General features: G+C 70.2%; 14 protein-coding genes, 1 tRNA gene and 1 other RNA gene. 10 read left to right on the top strand and 6 right to left on the bottom strand.

Annotated elements, in window-relative coordinates:
• Positions 1-17 precede the first annotated feature (17 nt).
• Entirely contained in the window at positions 18-311 is a 294-nt protein-coding gene (locus IEX69_RS03775; protein ID WP_085019782.1) for a DUF3039 domain-containing protein, read from the top strand.
• A gap of 24 nt (positions 312-335) precedes the next feature.
• Here the strand turns inward: IEX69_RS03775 and IEX69_RS03770 are convergent, their stop codons facing one another.
• A complete protein-coding gene (locus IEX69_RS03770) occupies positions 336-1,634 on the bottom strand; it encodes a nicotinate phosphoribosyltransferase (RefSeq protein WP_085019781.1) in 1,299 nt (432 codons plus the stop codon).
• Positions 1,635-1,685: 51 nt separating this feature from the next.
• Here IEX69_RS03770 and murI point away from each other — a divergent pair, with 51 nt between their 5' ends.
• From murI to IEX69_RS03750, 4 genes are all read left to right on the top strand, one after another.
• Positions 1,686-2,531, top strand: a complete 846-nt coding sequence (gene murI, locus IEX69_RS03765; protein WP_085019780.1) for a glutamate racemase — start codon at positions 1,686-1,688, stop codon at positions 2,529-2,531.
• Complete coding sequence (gene rph, locus IEX69_RS03760; protein ID WP_085019779.1) at positions 2,528-3,280, top strand: ribonuclease PH; 753 nt, start codon at positions 2,528-2,530, stop codon at positions 3,278-3,280. The genes murI and rph overlap by 4 nt, the downstream gene beginning before the upstream one ends.
• On the top strand, positions 3,277-3,873 hold the full coding sequence (rdgB, locus tag IEX69_RS03755; RefSeq protein WP_085019778.1) for an RdgB/HAM1 family non-canonical purine NTP pyrophosphatase: 597 nt from the start codon (positions 3,277-3,279) through the stop codon (positions 3,871-3,873). The genes rph and rdgB overlap by 4 nt, the downstream gene beginning before the upstream one ends.
• Positions 3,874-3,977: 104 nt before the next feature.
• Positions 3,978-4,907, top strand: a complete 930-nt coding sequence (locus IEX69_RS03750) for a cation diffusion facilitator family transporter (RefSeq protein ID WP_085019777.1) — start codon at positions 3,978-3,980, stop codon at positions 4,905-4,907.
• 35 nt (positions 4,908-4,942) lie between these two features.
• On the opposite strand, the gene IEX69_RS03745 is transcribed toward IEX69_RS03750, so the two are convergent.
• The 3 genes from IEX69_RS03745 to IEX69_RS03735 all read right to left on the bottom strand — a co-directional run bounded on the left by IEX69_RS03745 (position 4,943) and on the right by IEX69_RS03735 (position 7,152).
• Positions 4,943-5,710 carry a DedA family protein gene (locus IEX69_RS03745; RefSeq protein ID WP_085019776.1) on the bottom strand — a complete coding sequence of 256 codons (768 nt, stop codon included), beginning with the start codon at positions 5,708-5,710 and terminating at the stop codon, positions 4,943-4,945.
• Positions 5,711-5,779: 69 nt separating this feature from the next.
• Positions 5,780-5,861, bottom strand: a tRNA-Leu gene (locus tag IEX69_RS03740).
• 55 nt (positions 5,862-5,916) lie between these two features.
• On the bottom strand, positions 5,917-7,152 hold the full coding sequence (locus IEX69_RS03735; protein WP_085019775.1) for an MFS transporter: 1,236 nt from the start codon (positions 7,150-7,152) through the stop codon (positions 5,917-5,919).
• 79 nt (positions 7,153-7,231) lie between these two features.
• Here IEX69_RS03735 and prfB point away from each other — a divergent pair, with 79 nt between their 5' ends.
• The 4 genes from prfB (at position 7,232) to smpB (ending at position 11,209) form a co-directional block, all read left to right on the top strand.
• Positions 7,232-8,341, top strand: a complete 1,110-nt coding sequence (gene prfB, locus IEX69_RS03730) for a peptide chain release factor 2 (protein ID WP_085019774.1) — start codon at positions 7,232-7,234, stop codon at positions 8,339-8,341.
• Positions 8,342-8,450: 109 nt separating this feature from the next.
• Positions 8,451-9,770, top strand: coding sequence for a cell division ATP-binding protein FtsE (ftsE, locus tag IEX69_RS03725; RefSeq protein ID WP_085019773.1), 1,320 nt, complete (start codon positions 8,451-8,453; stop codon positions 9,768-9,770).
• Positions 9,767-10,681 carry a permease-like cell division protein FtsX gene (ftsX, locus tag IEX69_RS03720; protein WP_085019772.1) on the top strand — a complete coding sequence of 305 codons (915 nt, stop codon included), beginning with the start codon at positions 9,767-9,769 and terminating at the stop codon, positions 10,679-10,681. The genes ftsE and ftsX overlap by 4 nt, the downstream gene beginning before the upstream one ends.
• A gap of 51 nt (positions 10,682-10,732) precedes the next feature.
• Positions 10,733-11,209 (top strand): SsrA-binding protein SmpB, encoded by a 477-nt coding sequence (gene smpB / locus IEX69_RS03715; RefSeq protein WP_085019771.1) that lies wholly within the window; start codon positions 10,733-10,735, stop codon positions 11,207-11,209.
• Positions 11,210-11,235: 26 nt separating this feature from the next.
• On the opposite strand, the gene IEX69_RS03710 is transcribed toward smpB, so the two are convergent.
• Together IEX69_RS03710 and IEX69_RS03705 are read right to left on the bottom strand one after the other, a co-directional pair.
• A complete protein-coding gene (locus tag IEX69_RS03710) occupies positions 11,236-12,147 on the bottom strand; it encodes an SDR family NAD(P)-dependent oxidoreductase (protein ID WP_085019770.1) in 912 nt (303 codons plus the stop codon).
• The gene (locus IEX69_RS03705; protein WP_085019769.1) at positions 12,144-12,812 is read right to left on the bottom strand and encodes an SIMPL domain-containing protein; all 669 of its coding nucleotides are present in this window, start codon (positions 12,810-12,812) and stop codon (positions 12,144-12,146) included. The genes IEX69_RS03710 and IEX69_RS03705 overlap by 4 nt, the downstream gene beginning before the upstream one ends.
• Before the next feature lie 86 nt (positions 12,813-12,898).
• Between IEX69_RS03705 and ssrA the strand changes: the two genes are divergently transcribed.
• Positions 12,899-13,304, top strand: a transfer-messenger RNA (tmRNA) gene (ssrA, locus tag IEX69_RS03700).
• The last annotated feature ends 9 nt before the right edge of the window (positions 13,305-13,313 follow it).

The raw sequence follows: 13,313 nt of genomic DNA, 5'->3' as shown, positions 1-13,313 counted from the left end.
GCGTCTAGACTCGGTCCATGGTCCTTCCGGTCTCAGCTCGAACCTCCGATCCCTCCGATCTGCCGGACGGCGGATCGACGGCGGTGCTCGACCGCGAACTCGAGGAGCTCCTCGAGTCGGAGAGCATCGACCCCGGGGATCACGACCGCTTCTCGCACTACGTGCGCAAGGAGCAGATCCTGGAGTCCGCCGTCACGGGCAAGCCGGTGAAGGCGCTGTGCGGCAAGAAGTGGACCCCGGGGCGCGACCCCGACAAGTTCCCGGTCTGCCCGACCTGCAAGGAGATCTACGAGCGGATGCAGGCCGAATAGCTCGGACGCGCGCCGCGCAACGGGTCACACCACGTAGACGGTGGGGATCGCGGGCTCGCCCGCGGCCAGCCGGAAGGCGCGATCGGGCAGCTCGGCGACGGCCTGCCCGCGATGCTCGCGAGCCGCGGCCACGCCGTCCGGTCCCATGGCGCTCGCCTCGGGCACTCCGGCCGCCATCAGCGGGACGTGCAGGGCACGGGCGGATGCGGGTGCCTCCGCCGCGGCCACCGCGATGGTCTCCGAGACGGCCCGGCCGCCCTCCAGGACCCGGTAGGGGTGCTTCGACCCGCCGTGCGTCTGCTTGTGCGCCGAGCGCTTCTCGACGGGGAGCCAGGACCCGTCGTCGAGCTGCTTCGCGACGAGCTTGTAGACCATCCCCGCGGCGGGCGACCCGGATCCGGTGACCACCGACGTCCCGACCCCGAACGAGTCGACCGGGGTCGCGGCGAGGGCGGCGATCGCGTTCTCGTCGAGGTCGTTCGTCACCGTGATGCGGGTGCGCTGGTTGCCGAGCGCGTCGAGCTGTTCGCGCACCTCGCCCACGAGGGTGAGGAGGTCGCCGGAGTCGAGGCGCACGGCGCCGAGCTCGGGTCCGCCGGCGCGCACGGCGTTCTCGACGCCGGTCGGGATGTCGTAGGTGTCGACCAGGAGGGTCGTCGAGGGCCCCAGCGTGTCGACCTGAGCGCGGAAGGCGCTGAGCTCGTCGTCGTGGAGCATCGTGAAGGCGTGGGCCGCGGTGCCCATCGTCGGCACGCCCCACTCGCGTCCGGCCTCGAGGTTCGACGTCGCGCCGAAGCCGGCGATGTACGCGGCCCGGGCGGCGGCGACCGCGGACCGCTCACCGGTGCGGCGGGAGCCCATCTCGGCCAGCGGACGTCCGCGGGCGGCCGACACCATCCGGGCGGCGGCGGTGGCGACGGCGGAGTCGTAGTTGAGCACGCTCAGGATGAGGGTCTCGAGCAGCACGCCCTCGCCGAACGGCGCCTCGACGACGAGCAGGGGAGAGCCGGGGAAGTAGACCTCGCCCTCCCGGTAGCCGCGGATGTCGCCTCGGAACCGGAAGTCGGCCAGCCACGCCAGCGTCGCCTCCGAGACGATGCGCGCCTCGCGGAGGTACTCGAGCTCCTCGTCGCGGAAGCGGAAGCGCTCGATGAGCTCCAGCAGCCGTCCGGTGCCGGCCACGATGCCGTACCGTCTCCCGCCGGGGAGCGAACGGCCGAAGGCCTCGAACACGCACGGTCGCTCGTGGGCGCCGGAATGGAGTGCGGCGTCGAGCATGGTGAGCTCGTAGCGGTCGGTCAGCAGCGCCGTCGAATCGGTCACCCTCCCGAGCCTAACCGGGCCTCCCGGTTCACGCGGGTAGGCTGTCTCCTCGTGAGTGACGCGCCCATCGGTATCTTCGACTCCGGAGTCGGCGGACTCACGGTGGCCCGGGCGGTCCGCGACCAGCTGCCGCAGGAGTCGATCCTCTACATCGGCGACACCCGGCACTCGCCGTACGGGCCCAAGCCCCTCGCCGACGTCCGTCGCTTCGCCCTCGAGGTGCTCGACGACCTGGTCGAGCAGGACGTGAAGATGCTCGTGATCGCCTGCAACACGGCGTCCGCCGCGATGCTGCGGGATGCGCGGGAGCGCTACAGCGTCCCGGTCATCGAGGTCATCCAGCCGGCGGTCCGCACCGCGGTCTCCGTGACGCGCAACGATCGCGTGGGCGTCATCGGCACCACGGCCACCATCACCTCGCGTGCCTACGAGGACGCCTTCGCCGCGGCCCCGCACCTGCGCCTGTTCACCCAGGCGTGCCCTGAGTTCGTCGAGCACGTGGAGGCGGGCGACACCACCAGCGACGAGCTGGTCCGCCTCGCCGAGGGCTACCTGCGGCCTCTGGTCGAGCAGGACATCGACACGCTGGTGCTCGGCTGCACGCACTACCCCTTCCTCAAGGGCGCGATCTCCTACGTCGTCGGCGACGGCGTGCGGCTGGTGTCGAGCGACACCGAGACCGCGAACGACGTCTACCGCACCCTCGTGGGGCGCGGCATCCAGCGCACGTCGCCCCTTCCGCCCACCTACCGCTACGAGGCGACGGGGGAGAGCGCGGAGGAGTTCCTCCGCCTCGCCGACCGCTTCCTCGGTCCTGAGGTCTCGCGAGTCGAGCTCGTCGAGACCGGGACCATCACCATCCCCGCCCGCGCCCGCCTCCAGGAGGACCACTCGTGACCACCACCCGTGCCGACGGACGCACTCCGTCCGAGCTCCGCCCCGTGACGATCGAGCGAGGCTGGAGCGACCAGGCTGAGGGCTCCGCGCTCATCTCGTTCGGACGCACCCGCGTGCTCTGCACCGCCTCCTTCACCGGCGGCGTCCCCCGCTGGAAGCAGGGCAGCGGCAAGGGCTGGGTCACCGCCGAGTACGCCATGCTTCCCCGCTCGACGAACGACCGCACCGACCGCGAGTCGGTGAAGGGCCGCATCGGCGGCCGGACGCACGAGATCTCGCGCCTCATCGGCCGGTCGCTGCGTGCCGTGGTCGACATGAAGGCTCTCGGCGAGAACACCATCGTGCTCGACTGCGACGTCCTTCAGGCGGACGGCGGCACCCGCACCGCCGCGATCACCGGAGCCTACGTGGCGATGGCCGACGCCATCCAGTGGGCCCGCGGTCAGAAGCTCGTCGGGCAGCGGTCGCGTCCGCTGTTCGACAGCGTGTCCGCGGTCTCGGTCGGGATCATCGACGGCGTGCCCATGCTCGACCTGCCCTACGTGGAGGACGTGAAGGCGGAGACCGACATGAACGTGGTCGTGACCGGGCGCGGACTGTTCGTCGAGGTCCAGGGCACCGCCGAGCAGGCCCCCTTCGATCGCAGCGAGCTCGACACGCTGCTCGACCTCGCCGTGGCCGGGAACGCCGACCTGGCCCGCATCCAGCGCGAGGCGCTCGGCTACGACCCGCTCGCGCCCGCCTCATGAGCGCCGTCGTCCTCGCCACCCACAGCGCGCACAAGGTGCGCGAGTTCCAGCAGATCGTCGACTCGGCGGGAGCCGGGATCGAGGTCCTGGCCTACGACGGGCCCTCGCCGGTCGAGGACGGCACCTCGTTCGCCGCGAACGCCCTCATCAAGGCCCGCACCGCGGCAGCCCACAGCGGACGCCTCTCGCTCGCCGACGACTCCGGGTTGAGCGTGGACGTCCTCGGCGGCGCGCCGGGGATCTTCTCCGCTCGCTGGGCCGGCCACGGCCGGGGTGACGTCGCGAACCGGCTGCTCCTCCTCGACCAGCTCGCCGACATGGCGGATGAGCACCGCGCCGCGACCTTCTTCTGCACCATCGCGATGGTCGACCCGACCTCCGGAACCGAGCGTGTCGTCGAGGGCCGCTGGCCGGGTCGCCTGCTGCACGAGGAGCGCGGCGAGGGCGGCTTCGGGTACGACCCGATCTTCTTGCCGGAGGGACAGACGCGTTCAGCGGCCGAGCTGGCTCCGGAGGAGAAGAACGCCCTGAGCCATCGGGCGCGGGCGTTCGCGCTGGCGCTGCCCGTCCTGCGGGAGCTCACCGGCGCCTGAGGCCGAAGGGCCCGAGGACCGCGCGGTCCTGTTGAGAACGAGCCTCGTTCCCGAGAAGGCGACACGGGCCTCCTCGAGCTGCCACGGGCTCTACCCTGGTCCTGATGACCGAGAACCACGGGCACGCCCACTCCCACGACCACGCCGCAGGCGCCAATCGCACGCGCCTGATGGCGGCGATCTGCATCGTCGCGGTGGTGCTGGTCGTCGAGGTCGTGGGTGCGCTCGCCACGGGGTCCCTGTCGCTGCTGGCGGATGCCGGTCACATGCTGTCCGACCTCGTGGGCCTCATCATCGCGCTCATCGCGACTATCATCGCCGCGCGTCCGGCGACCGACCGGCTGACCTACGGCTATCAGCGCGCGGAGGTCTTCGGCGCGCTGATCAACGGGGTCATCCTGGTGGTCGTCGCGGTGTCCGTCACGGTGGAGGCGATCACCCGCCTCATCGATCCAGCGCCGGGGGAGATCGCCGGCGGACTGATGCTCGGCGTCGCGGCGATCGGTCTGGTCGCCAACACCGTCAGCCTCCTGATCCTCCGCGGTGGCGCCAAGGAGTCGATCAACATGCGCGGCGCCTACCTCGAGGTGCTCGGCGACCTGCTCGGATCGCTCGCGGTGATCGCCGCCGCCCTCGTGATCCTCACCACCGGGTTCGAGAAGGCGGATGCGATCGCGTCTCTCCTCATCGCGGCGATGATCGTCCCCCGCGCCGTCTCGCTCCTCAAGGACGTCGTCGGCGTGCTCGCGCAGTCGACCCCGCCGTCGATGGACGTCGACCAGATCCGGGAGCATCTGCTCGCCCAGCCCGGAGTCGCGGCGGTGCACGACGTGCACATCTGGTCGATCACGTCGGGCCGGTACGTGTTCTCCGCCCACGTCGTCTGCCGACAGGAGGTGTTCGAGTCCGGCGGCACCGCCGCGCTGCTCGAGTCGCTCGACTCGTGCCTGGCCGAGCACTTCGACGTCGAGCACTCGACCTTCCAGCTCGAACCGGCAGAGCGCGCCGAGAACGAGGACCGCACGCACCGCTGACCCGCGGGCCGGATGCGCCGGGGATCGGGTCGTCGTCAGTCGGCGTTCTTGCGGGTGCTCGGGTCGTCGAAGACGTCGGGCTCGAGGGTGAGCTGCTCGGCGGCCCCCGTGATCTCGACCTCCTCGGCCTCGGCGGCGCCGGCCTCGCGCTTCGCGCGACGCGACTCCCGGACGTAGTGGAAGACCGTCGGGATCACGGTGAGGACGACCACGCCGATGAGCACGATGTCGAGGTACTTCTCGGCGAACTCGCGCACGAACGGGATCTGGCCCAGGCCGAACCCGAGGAGCGTGACACCGGATCCCCAGATCAGCGCGCCGATCGCGTTGTAGAGCGAGTAGCGCCGATAGTTCATGTGCCCGACGCCCGCGGCGATGGGGGCGAACGTGCGGACGATGGGGACGAACCGGGCGACGATCACGGCGAAGCCGCCGTAGCGCTCGAAGAAGGCGTTGGTGCGCTCGACGTTGCGCACGCTGAAGAGGCCCGACTCCTTGCGCTCGAAGACGCGCGGGCCGAGCTTGTGGCCGATGAGGTAGCCCACCTCGCCGCCGAGGAACGCGGCCAGGGAGATCGCCAGGCAGACCCACCAGATGTCGACGCCGAACTTGCCGGTGGTGGCGAGCACGCCCGTGAAGAACAGGAGCGTGTCGCCGGGGAGCAGGAAGCCGACGAGGAGGCCCGTCTCGGCGAAGACGATGGCGCAGACGACGACGAGGGCCACGGGGCCGAACACGCCGCCGAGCAGGGTGTTGGGATCGAGCCAGGGGATGAGTGCTGCGGGCACGGAATGCGGGATCACGGGGTCTCCTGTCGGCAGGGCGTGGGCACACTGCGGCGGTCGACGACCGCGACCGGAGTCAGGTCGTCGTGCGGAAGGAGGGACTTGAACCCTCACGCTCGAAAGCACAGGAACCTAAATCCTGCGTGTCTGCCAATTCCACCACTCCCGCTGAGGCGATTCCAAGTGTAGGGCGTGCGAGTCAGCAGACTCACGGCTGAACGCTCCTACGGCGTTGCGGGGCGCCGGGGCAGGTAGCGGGGGATCCACCGGGCGAGCATGGCGGCGCCCGCCAAGCCGGTGACGCCCACCAGGGCGGTGGCGAGGGGCAGCGAGGCCACCGCCACGACGCCGGCGACGAGGACGGGGGCGGCCGCGCTGCCCGCATCCGCCGTGAACCGGAAGGCGCCGAGGAAGGGCGCCGGATCCGTGCGGGGAGCCAGGTCGGCGCTGAGCGTCATGATGATGCCGCTGCCGATGCCGTTCGCGACGCCCATCGCGATCGCGATCACCGTGAACCAGATCGTCGAGGCCGAGAGGTCATGGGTGAACGACAGCACGACGAGGGCGATCCCCATCCCGACCATCGACGGGATGACGCTCCAGAGCCTGCCGAAGCGGTCCATGATCTGTCCGCTGGTGTAGAACAGCGCGAAGTCGGCGGCGGCTCCGATGCCGATCACCAGAGCGGTCGTCGAGTCGCCGAGCCCGATGCTCACGGCCCACAGGGGCAGGATCGCCATGCGGCTGGCGCGGAGGGCGCCGACGATCGACGCCCCGGCGCCCATCGTGGCGAGCACGCGTCGGTGCTGCCAGATCGTCGGCAGCAGGCCCCGCGACTCGGCCTCGACCTCGCGTGCCCCGGCATCCGGCTTCGCCAGTCGAGCGGTGGGGTCGGGCATGACCAGGAGCAGGATCGTCACCGCGACGGCGGCGACGATCTGGACGAGGAACGCGGCGTGCGGGGATCCGGTCAGCGCGATCACGCCGGCGCCGAGGAAGGGGCCGATGAACCAGCCCGCGCGGAACGCCCCGCCCAGCGTGGAGAGCGCCCTGGCGCGGATGCGCAGCGGGACGAACGCGGTCATGAAGGCCTGACGGGCTAGGGCGAAGACCGCTGCGGCCAGCCCGATCAGGAAGACGCCGACGCCGAACACGACGGCGTTCGGGGCCAGGAGGGAGATCAGCACGGCGACGACGGCGAGGGCGGCGGCCCCGATCATCGCGCGCCGCTCGCCGATCCGCGACACCACCCACCCGCTCGGGATGTCGCCGGCGAGCTGTCCGACGACGAGCATGGAGGCGATGAGCCCGGCGCCGGCCAGGTCGGCCCCCAGCGACGAGGCGATCGCCGGGACGACCGGGATGACGGCGCCCTCGCCCGTGGCGAAGAGGAACGACGGGAGGAGAGCGGGCAGGGCGATGGAGCGGAACCGGAAGTCGTCGCCTGCTGTCGTGCTCATCCCTTCTAGTTTACGCCTGTGAACTATTGCGCGGTCCCGAGGGCGCGTGCAGCCGGTCACCCCTAGGATTGGTGGCACGATGTTGGACCTTGACCTCTCAGACCAGATCTCCCAGCTCCGCGCCACGTTCGCAGACATCCGCAGCGTCGTCGACGTCGACTCGCTGAAGGCGGAGATCGCTCGCCTCTCCGACGAGGCCGGCGCCCCCGACCTCTGGGAGGACACGGAGAAGGCGCAGAAGGTGACGAGCGCCCTCAGCCACAGGCAGTCCGAGCTGGCCCGGATCGAGGGCATCGAACGACGCCTCGACGACCTCGAGGTGCTGGTCGAGCTCGCGATCGAGGCCGACGACGCCGACTCGGCCGAGGAGGCCCGCAACGAGCTCGCCTCGCTCGAGAAGGTGCTGGGCGACCTCGAGGTCCAGACCCTGCTGAACGGCGAGTGGGATCCGCGTCCGGCGGTCATGACGATCCGGGCCGGAGCCGGTGGCGTCGACGCCGCCGACTTCGCCGAGATGCTCATGCGCATGTACCTGCGCTACGCGGAGAAGCACGGCATCGCCACCACGGTCATGGACACGAGCTACGCCGAGGAGGCGGGCATCAAGTCCACGACGATCGAGTTCGATGCGCCGTACGCCTTCGGTCAGCTGGGCGTCGAGGCCGGCACCCACCGCCTGGTGCGCATGAGCCCGTTCGGTGCCGCGGGGAAGCGGCAGACGAGCTTCGCCGCCGTCGAGGTGATCCCGCTGATGGAGGAGGCGCAGGAGGTCGAGATCCCGGAGACCGACATCCGCGTCGACGTCTTCCGCTCCTCCGGGCCGGGTGGTCAGTCGGTCAACACCACAGACTCCGCGGTCCGCCTCACCCACCTCCCCACGGGGATCGTGGTGTCGATGCAGAACGAGAAGAGCCAGATCCAGAACCGGGCCGCCGCGATGCGCGTGCTCCAGTCCCGGCTGCTGCTCCTGCAGCGCGAGCAGGAGGCCGCGCAGAAGAAGGAGCTGGCGGGCAACATCACCGCCAGCTGGGGCGACCAGATGCGCAGCTATGTGCTGGCGCCCTACCAGATGGTCAAGGACCTCCGCACCGAGCACGAGGTCAACAACCCGTCCGCGGTCTTCGACGGCGACCTCGACGGGTTCATCGCGGCGGGCATCCGCTGGCGCAAGCGCCCGCAGGACGACTGACCCCGATCGAGACGTCACGCGGTGTCCTCCTCATAGAGGACGCACATGTTCCGGCGCGCCGCGAGTCGCGCCGGAAATCGGAGTCGTGGATGCTTACCCTCTCTACGAAATGATTCGGTTCGATCGCGTCACCAAGACCTACAGGGGCTCCACGAGGCCGGCCCTCGACTCGGTGAGCATGGAGATCCTGCGCGGGGAGTTCGTCTTCCTCGTCGGCGCCTCCGGCTCCGGGAAGTCGAGCTTCCTCCGGCTGATCCTCAAGGAGGACAAGCCCACTCGCGGCGACATCCACGTCCTCGGACAGGATCTCGGCGCCATCTCGAGTCGCAAGGTGCCCTACTTCCGGCGCAATCTCGGGGTCGTCTTCCAGGACTTCCGCCTGCTGCCGAACAAGAGCGTCTACGACAACGTCGCCTTCACGCTGCAGGTGATCGGGAAGTCGCGCGGCTTCATCCAGGAGGCCGTCCCGGACGTGCTCCAGATGGTCGGGCTGGCCGAGAAGGCCGGTCGACTCCCGCACGAGCTGTCCGGTGGTGAGCAGCAGCGTGTGGCCATCGCCCGCGCCGTGGTCAACAAGCCCGCCATCCTGCTGGCCGACGAGCCGACCGGAAACCTCGACCCCTCGACGAGCGCGGGCATCATGACGGTGCTCGAGCGGATCAACGCGGGCGGAACGACGGTCGTCATGGCCACCCACGACAGCGCGATCGTCGACCACATGCAGCGACGCGTCGTCGAGCTCGTCTCGGGCCAGGTCGTCCGCGACGAGAGCCACGGCGAGTACGGCATGACCGCGGAGGTGGCGCTGAAGGACAGCGGGCTGACCGCGGAGATCGCCTTGGCCGAGGGGTCGATCCACCCCGTGGCGCCGCGCCCGGTGTCCCGGGCGGCCTCGGCGCCCGCAACGGGGTCCGTGTCGACGGGCACCGCCTCGACGGGCGCCGTGTCGACGCTCACCGTCCCGGCGTCCGAGGGCGAGTCCAGCGTGTCTGCGCCCGACGATGTGGAGCTGGCGTTCGGCTCCGTCCTGCTCCCGGGCGAGACCGAGCCCGCGATCATCCCGGCGCAGGAGGCGGCTCCGGTCACCGCTCCGCCGGCCACCGGCTCCGTCCTCGTGGAGGACGCTCCCGAGCTCGAGGAGGAGCGTCAGCAGCTCGAGCGCCAGCGCGCCGCTCTGGAGGCGCAGCAGCGCGCCGTCGAGGCGCAGCGCCAGGCGCTGGAGGCCCAGCGTCAGCGCGCGGCGCGACAGCGCCAGGAGGACGAGGCAGCCGCCGCTCAGCGCTCGGGACGCATCCCCGTGCAGCAGCCGCTGCCGGCCGACCCGTCCGATCCCGCGACGGCGTCGCTGTCGCTGGCGGAGAAGCTCGGGCTCAGAGCACCCGGCTCGAGCCCGTCCGACGACGACCAGAATGTGGGGCCGACGCGATGAGGTTCGCGCTGATCTTCTCGGAGGTCGGGACCGGCCTCCGGCGCAACCTGAGCATGGTCGTCTCGGTCGTGCTCGTGACGTTCATCTCGCTCACCTTCGTGGGTGCCGCCATCCTGCTGCAGATGCAGATCGGCCAGATGAAGAGCTACTGGTACGACAAGGCCCAGGTCGCCGTCTACATGTGCACGGCCACGTCCATCGGGACGAACTGCGGCGGGGGAGAGGCGTCGCAGGAGCAGATCGACGCCGTGCAGGCCGCTCTGCAGTCGCCCACGCTGGCGCCGTTCATCGAGCAGTTCTACTTCGAGAACCGCGACCAGGCGTACCAGAACTTCCAGGACCAGTTCAAGGGCGACCAGGTGGCCGAGTACGTCACCCCCGACCTCCTGCCGCAGGCCTTCTGGGTCAACCTGAAGGACCCCTCGCAGTCGGACGTCCTGATCGAGAGCCTCTCCGGCACGGCGGGCGTCGACAGCGTCACCGACCAGCGCAGCTACCTCGAGCAGATCTTCTCGATCCTCAACGCCGCCAGCTACACCGCCATCGGCATCGCGGCCCTCATGCTGGTCGCCGCCGTGCTGCTCATCGCGACGACGATCCGGCTCTCCGCCTTCTCCCGTCGCCGGGAGCTCGGCATCATGCGCCTGGTGGGAGCGTCGAACCGCTTCATCCAGACCCCGTTCATCATCGAGGGCGTCATCGCCGCGCTGATCGGATCCGTCCTGGCGGGTGCGGCGGTGTGGGCGATGGTGACGTTCTTCGTGCAGGGCTACCTCGGGCAGCGGATGAGCTTCACACCGTTCGTCGGCGCCGACGCGACCATCGTCGTGGTGCCGATCCTCGTGGTGATCGGTGTGCTGCTGGCTGCGCTGTCGGCGAAGTTCGCGATCTCGCGCTACCTCAAGGTCTAGACTGGTTCGCTGCCGGTTTTCCGCCGGCAGCGTTCGAGCCGAGGAGGAGCCATGCCGCGCGAGAAGGGTCAGAAGGTCGTCGCGACCAACCGTCGTGCGCGCCACGACTACTCCATCGAGGACACCTATGAGGCGGGGCTCGTGCTCACGGGCACCGAGGTGAAGTCGCTCCGTCAGGGTCGTGCGTCCCTGGTCGACGGCTACGCCTTCATCGACGGGGGAGAGGCGTGGCTCGACGCCGTCCACATCCCGGAGTACAACCAGGGCACCTGGACGAACCATCCGCCTCGCCGCAAGCGCAAGCTCCTCCTGCATAAGGATCAGATCGTCAAGATCAGCCACAAGACGAAGGAGGGCGGGTACACGCTCGTCCCGCTGTCCCTCTACTTCAACGACGGCCGCGCCAAGGTCGAGCTCGCCGTCGCGAAGGGCAAGAAGGAGTACGACAAGCGCCAGGCCCTCCGCGAGAAGCAGGACAAGCGCGAGGCCGCCCGCGCGATGTCCACCCGCTCCCGCCTCGGCGAGTAGCCTCCCGGCTCGCGCCGCGGCGCGCGTCAGGGGAGGTGGTGGGGGACGCCGGTGAGGCGCTCGATCTCCGTCCAGAGGCGCCCGGCGACCTCGGGGTCGCGGGCGTAGGGCTTCGCCGCGACGACCGCGGGGGCTCCGCGCAGCTGACGCCATCCGTCGGGGCCCCAGTACTGACCGCCGTGCGCCTCCGGATGCGTCGCTGCCGCCACGATCGGGCGGGCGCCTGCGTCCTTGCCCTGCGCGATCAGGCGCAGGCCGAGGCGCGACAGCGCGGTCCCCGTCTTCGGGGTGGGCTCGATGTCGCGGCGCGGCGCGAGCTCGTCGACCGCGTAGCCCGGATGCGCGACCAGGCTGTGCGCGTCGAGGCCGGCCAGGCGCATCCGCCGATCGAGCTCGAACGCGTACGTCATCACCGCCAGCTTCGAGCGCGAGTACGTGCGGAACTCCCGGAAGTCCGTGCTCTGGAGGTCGTCGAGGTCGAGGCGGGTGAACTCGTGCGAGATGCTCCCCAGGTGCACGAGCCGGATGCCCGGACGCGTCGCGATCGTCGACATGAGGTGGGCGATCAGGGCCGCGTGTCCGAGCGCGTTCGTGCCCAGCATCATCTCGAAGCCGTCGGCGGTCGTGGAGCGCCCACCGGTGGAGAGGACGCCGGCGTTCGCGATGACGGCGTCGATCCGCGGGAGAGCGGCGATCTCCTCGGCGGCGTCGGCGACCGAGGAGAGGTCGGCCAGATCGAGTCGGACGACGTCGACCGGTGCGTCGGGGACGCGCGACCGGATGGACCGCACCGCCGCATCCGCTCGCCCGAGATCGCGGGTGGCGATGACCACCGTCGCGCCGGCCCGGGCGAGCTGCTCGCTCGCCCAGTATCCGAGCCCGCCACTGCCGCCGGTGACGACGTAGCAGCGCCCGTCGAGGTCGGCCAGGTCGCTCATCGGGTGTCGGTGACGTCGGGTGCCGCGGTGAAGCGCACGTGCACGGTCGTCTCCACGGTGATCGCGGCGGGGCGGAGCTCCATGCCGCCGCCCACGGCCCGTGCGGTCGGCGCGTACGGCACCACGGGCACACCGCCGTCGAGGAGCCCCGGGTCGGCGATGGCGAGCGGCACGAGCTCTCCGAGCCCGAGAGCGGACGCGTAGTCGTCGGCCTTCTCGAGGGCGTCCGCGACGGCGCCCCGACGCGCCTCTGCGGCCAGAGCGGCCTCGGTGGCGGGCGCGAGCATCCACTCGATCCCGTCGATGGCGATGCCGTCGCGTGCCGCTGCGACGTCGATCCACTCGGAGAGCGCCTCGAAGTGGCTGAACTCGGCGTCGAGGAAGACCGCGCTGTGGAACTCCACCGGAAGCCGGGTGCCATCGGGGGCGGCGTGGCGCTCGCCCCAGACGCGGATGGTCTCCGAATGCCACGCCACCACGGGACCGACCTCCTCGTCGAGGATCGTCGCGAGCGAGCCGGCGAGCGAGTCGAGGGCGGCGCGGGTGGCGGCGAGCACGCTGTCGCGCTTGGATCCTTCGAAGCCGATGCCGACCCTCACCCTCGCCCGTTCGGGGTCGTGCACCACTCGGTGCGAGCCGGCGACGGTGATCACGGTGTCGGGCATGCCTCCACGATAGCGTTCGGCTGTATACTGGAGGGCCGCTCCAGGAGCGGTTTGGAAACTCAACAGCGTGTGACGGCGGCCCGCATGGGGATGATCGGTTTCGACATCGTCTGTGAACCTGCGAGAAGCGGGCCGAGAATGCGGAGTCAACTCGTTAATGTCCTCCGCAAAACCATAAGTGCCGAATCTAACGACACTGCCTCGCAGAAGATCACCCAGGACCAGTTCGCCCTCGCGGCGTAGGTTCTGATTCTTCAGCACTAAACAGGCCGTCGGCCCGGGAATGTCTTCTACCCGGGTTCCGGCGTAATCTAGAGGGCTTGCTGCGCGACTGAGCCTCAGGGTCGCGCGGGACTCTTCCTGAGACTGGGCTCGTCGGTCGCGTTGCCAATGACAACGACCGGGGCCGAGTAGAACGCACCATTGGCTGCACCCGGAGAAGGCGCAGACTCTCAGCGATGGACGGGGGTTCGATTCCCCCCATCTCCACCACCCGCCGCC

It is taken from the genome of Cnuibacter physcomitrellae (assembly GCF_014640535.1).
Lineage (GTDB): Bacteria > Actinomycetota > Actinomycetes > Actinomycetales > Microbacteriaceae > Cnuibacter > Cnuibacter physcomitrellae.
The sequence above is the reverse complement of the archived record's forward strand: the minus strand, read 5'-3'. Positions and strand labels throughout refer to the sequence as shown.

What these genes read in the sequence shown, in the direction of transcription:
- IEX69_RS03710 (WP_085019770.1), bottom strand. Translation starts at nt 12,147, where the DNA reads ATGAGCGACCTGGCCGACCTCGACGGGCGCTGCTACGTCGTCACCGGC.
- IEX69_RS03750 (WP_085019777.1), top strand. Translation starts at nt 3,978, where the DNA reads ATGACCGAGAACCACGGGCACGCCCACTCCCACGACCACGCCGCAGGC.
- smpB (WP_085019771.1), top strand. Translation starts at nt 10,733, where the DNA reads ATGCCGCGCGAGAAGGGTCAGAAGGTCGTCGCGACCAACCGTCGTGCG.
- prfB (WP_085019774.1), top strand. Translation starts at nt 7,232, where the DNA reads ATGTTGGACCTTGACCTCTCAGACCAGATCTCCCAGCTCCGCGCCACG.
- IEX69_RS03775 (WP_085019782.1), top strand. Translation starts at nt 18, where the DNA reads ATGGTCCTTCCGGTCTCAGCTCGAACCTCCGATCCCTCCGATCTGCCG.
- IEX69_RS03735 (WP_085019775.1), bottom strand. Translation starts at nt 7,152, where the DNA reads ATGAGCACGACAGCAGGCGACGACTTCCGGTTCCGCTCCATCGCCCTG.
- ftsE (WP_085019773.1), top strand. Translation starts at nt 8,451, where the DNA reads ATGATTCGGTTCGATCGCGTCACCAAGACCTACAGGGGCTCCACGAGG.
- IEX69_RS03705 (WP_085019769.1), bottom strand. Translation starts at nt 12,812, where the DNA reads ATGCCCGACACCGTGATCACCGTCGCCGGCTCGCACCGAGTGGTGCAC.
- rdgB (WP_085019778.1), top strand. Translation starts at nt 3,277, where the DNA reads ATGAGCGCCGTCGTCCTCGCCACCCACAGCGCGCACAAGGTGCGCGAG.
- ftsX (WP_085019772.1), top strand. Translation starts at nt 9,767, where the DNA reads ATGAGGTTCGCGCTGATCTTCTCGGAGGTCGGGACCGGCCTCCGGCGC.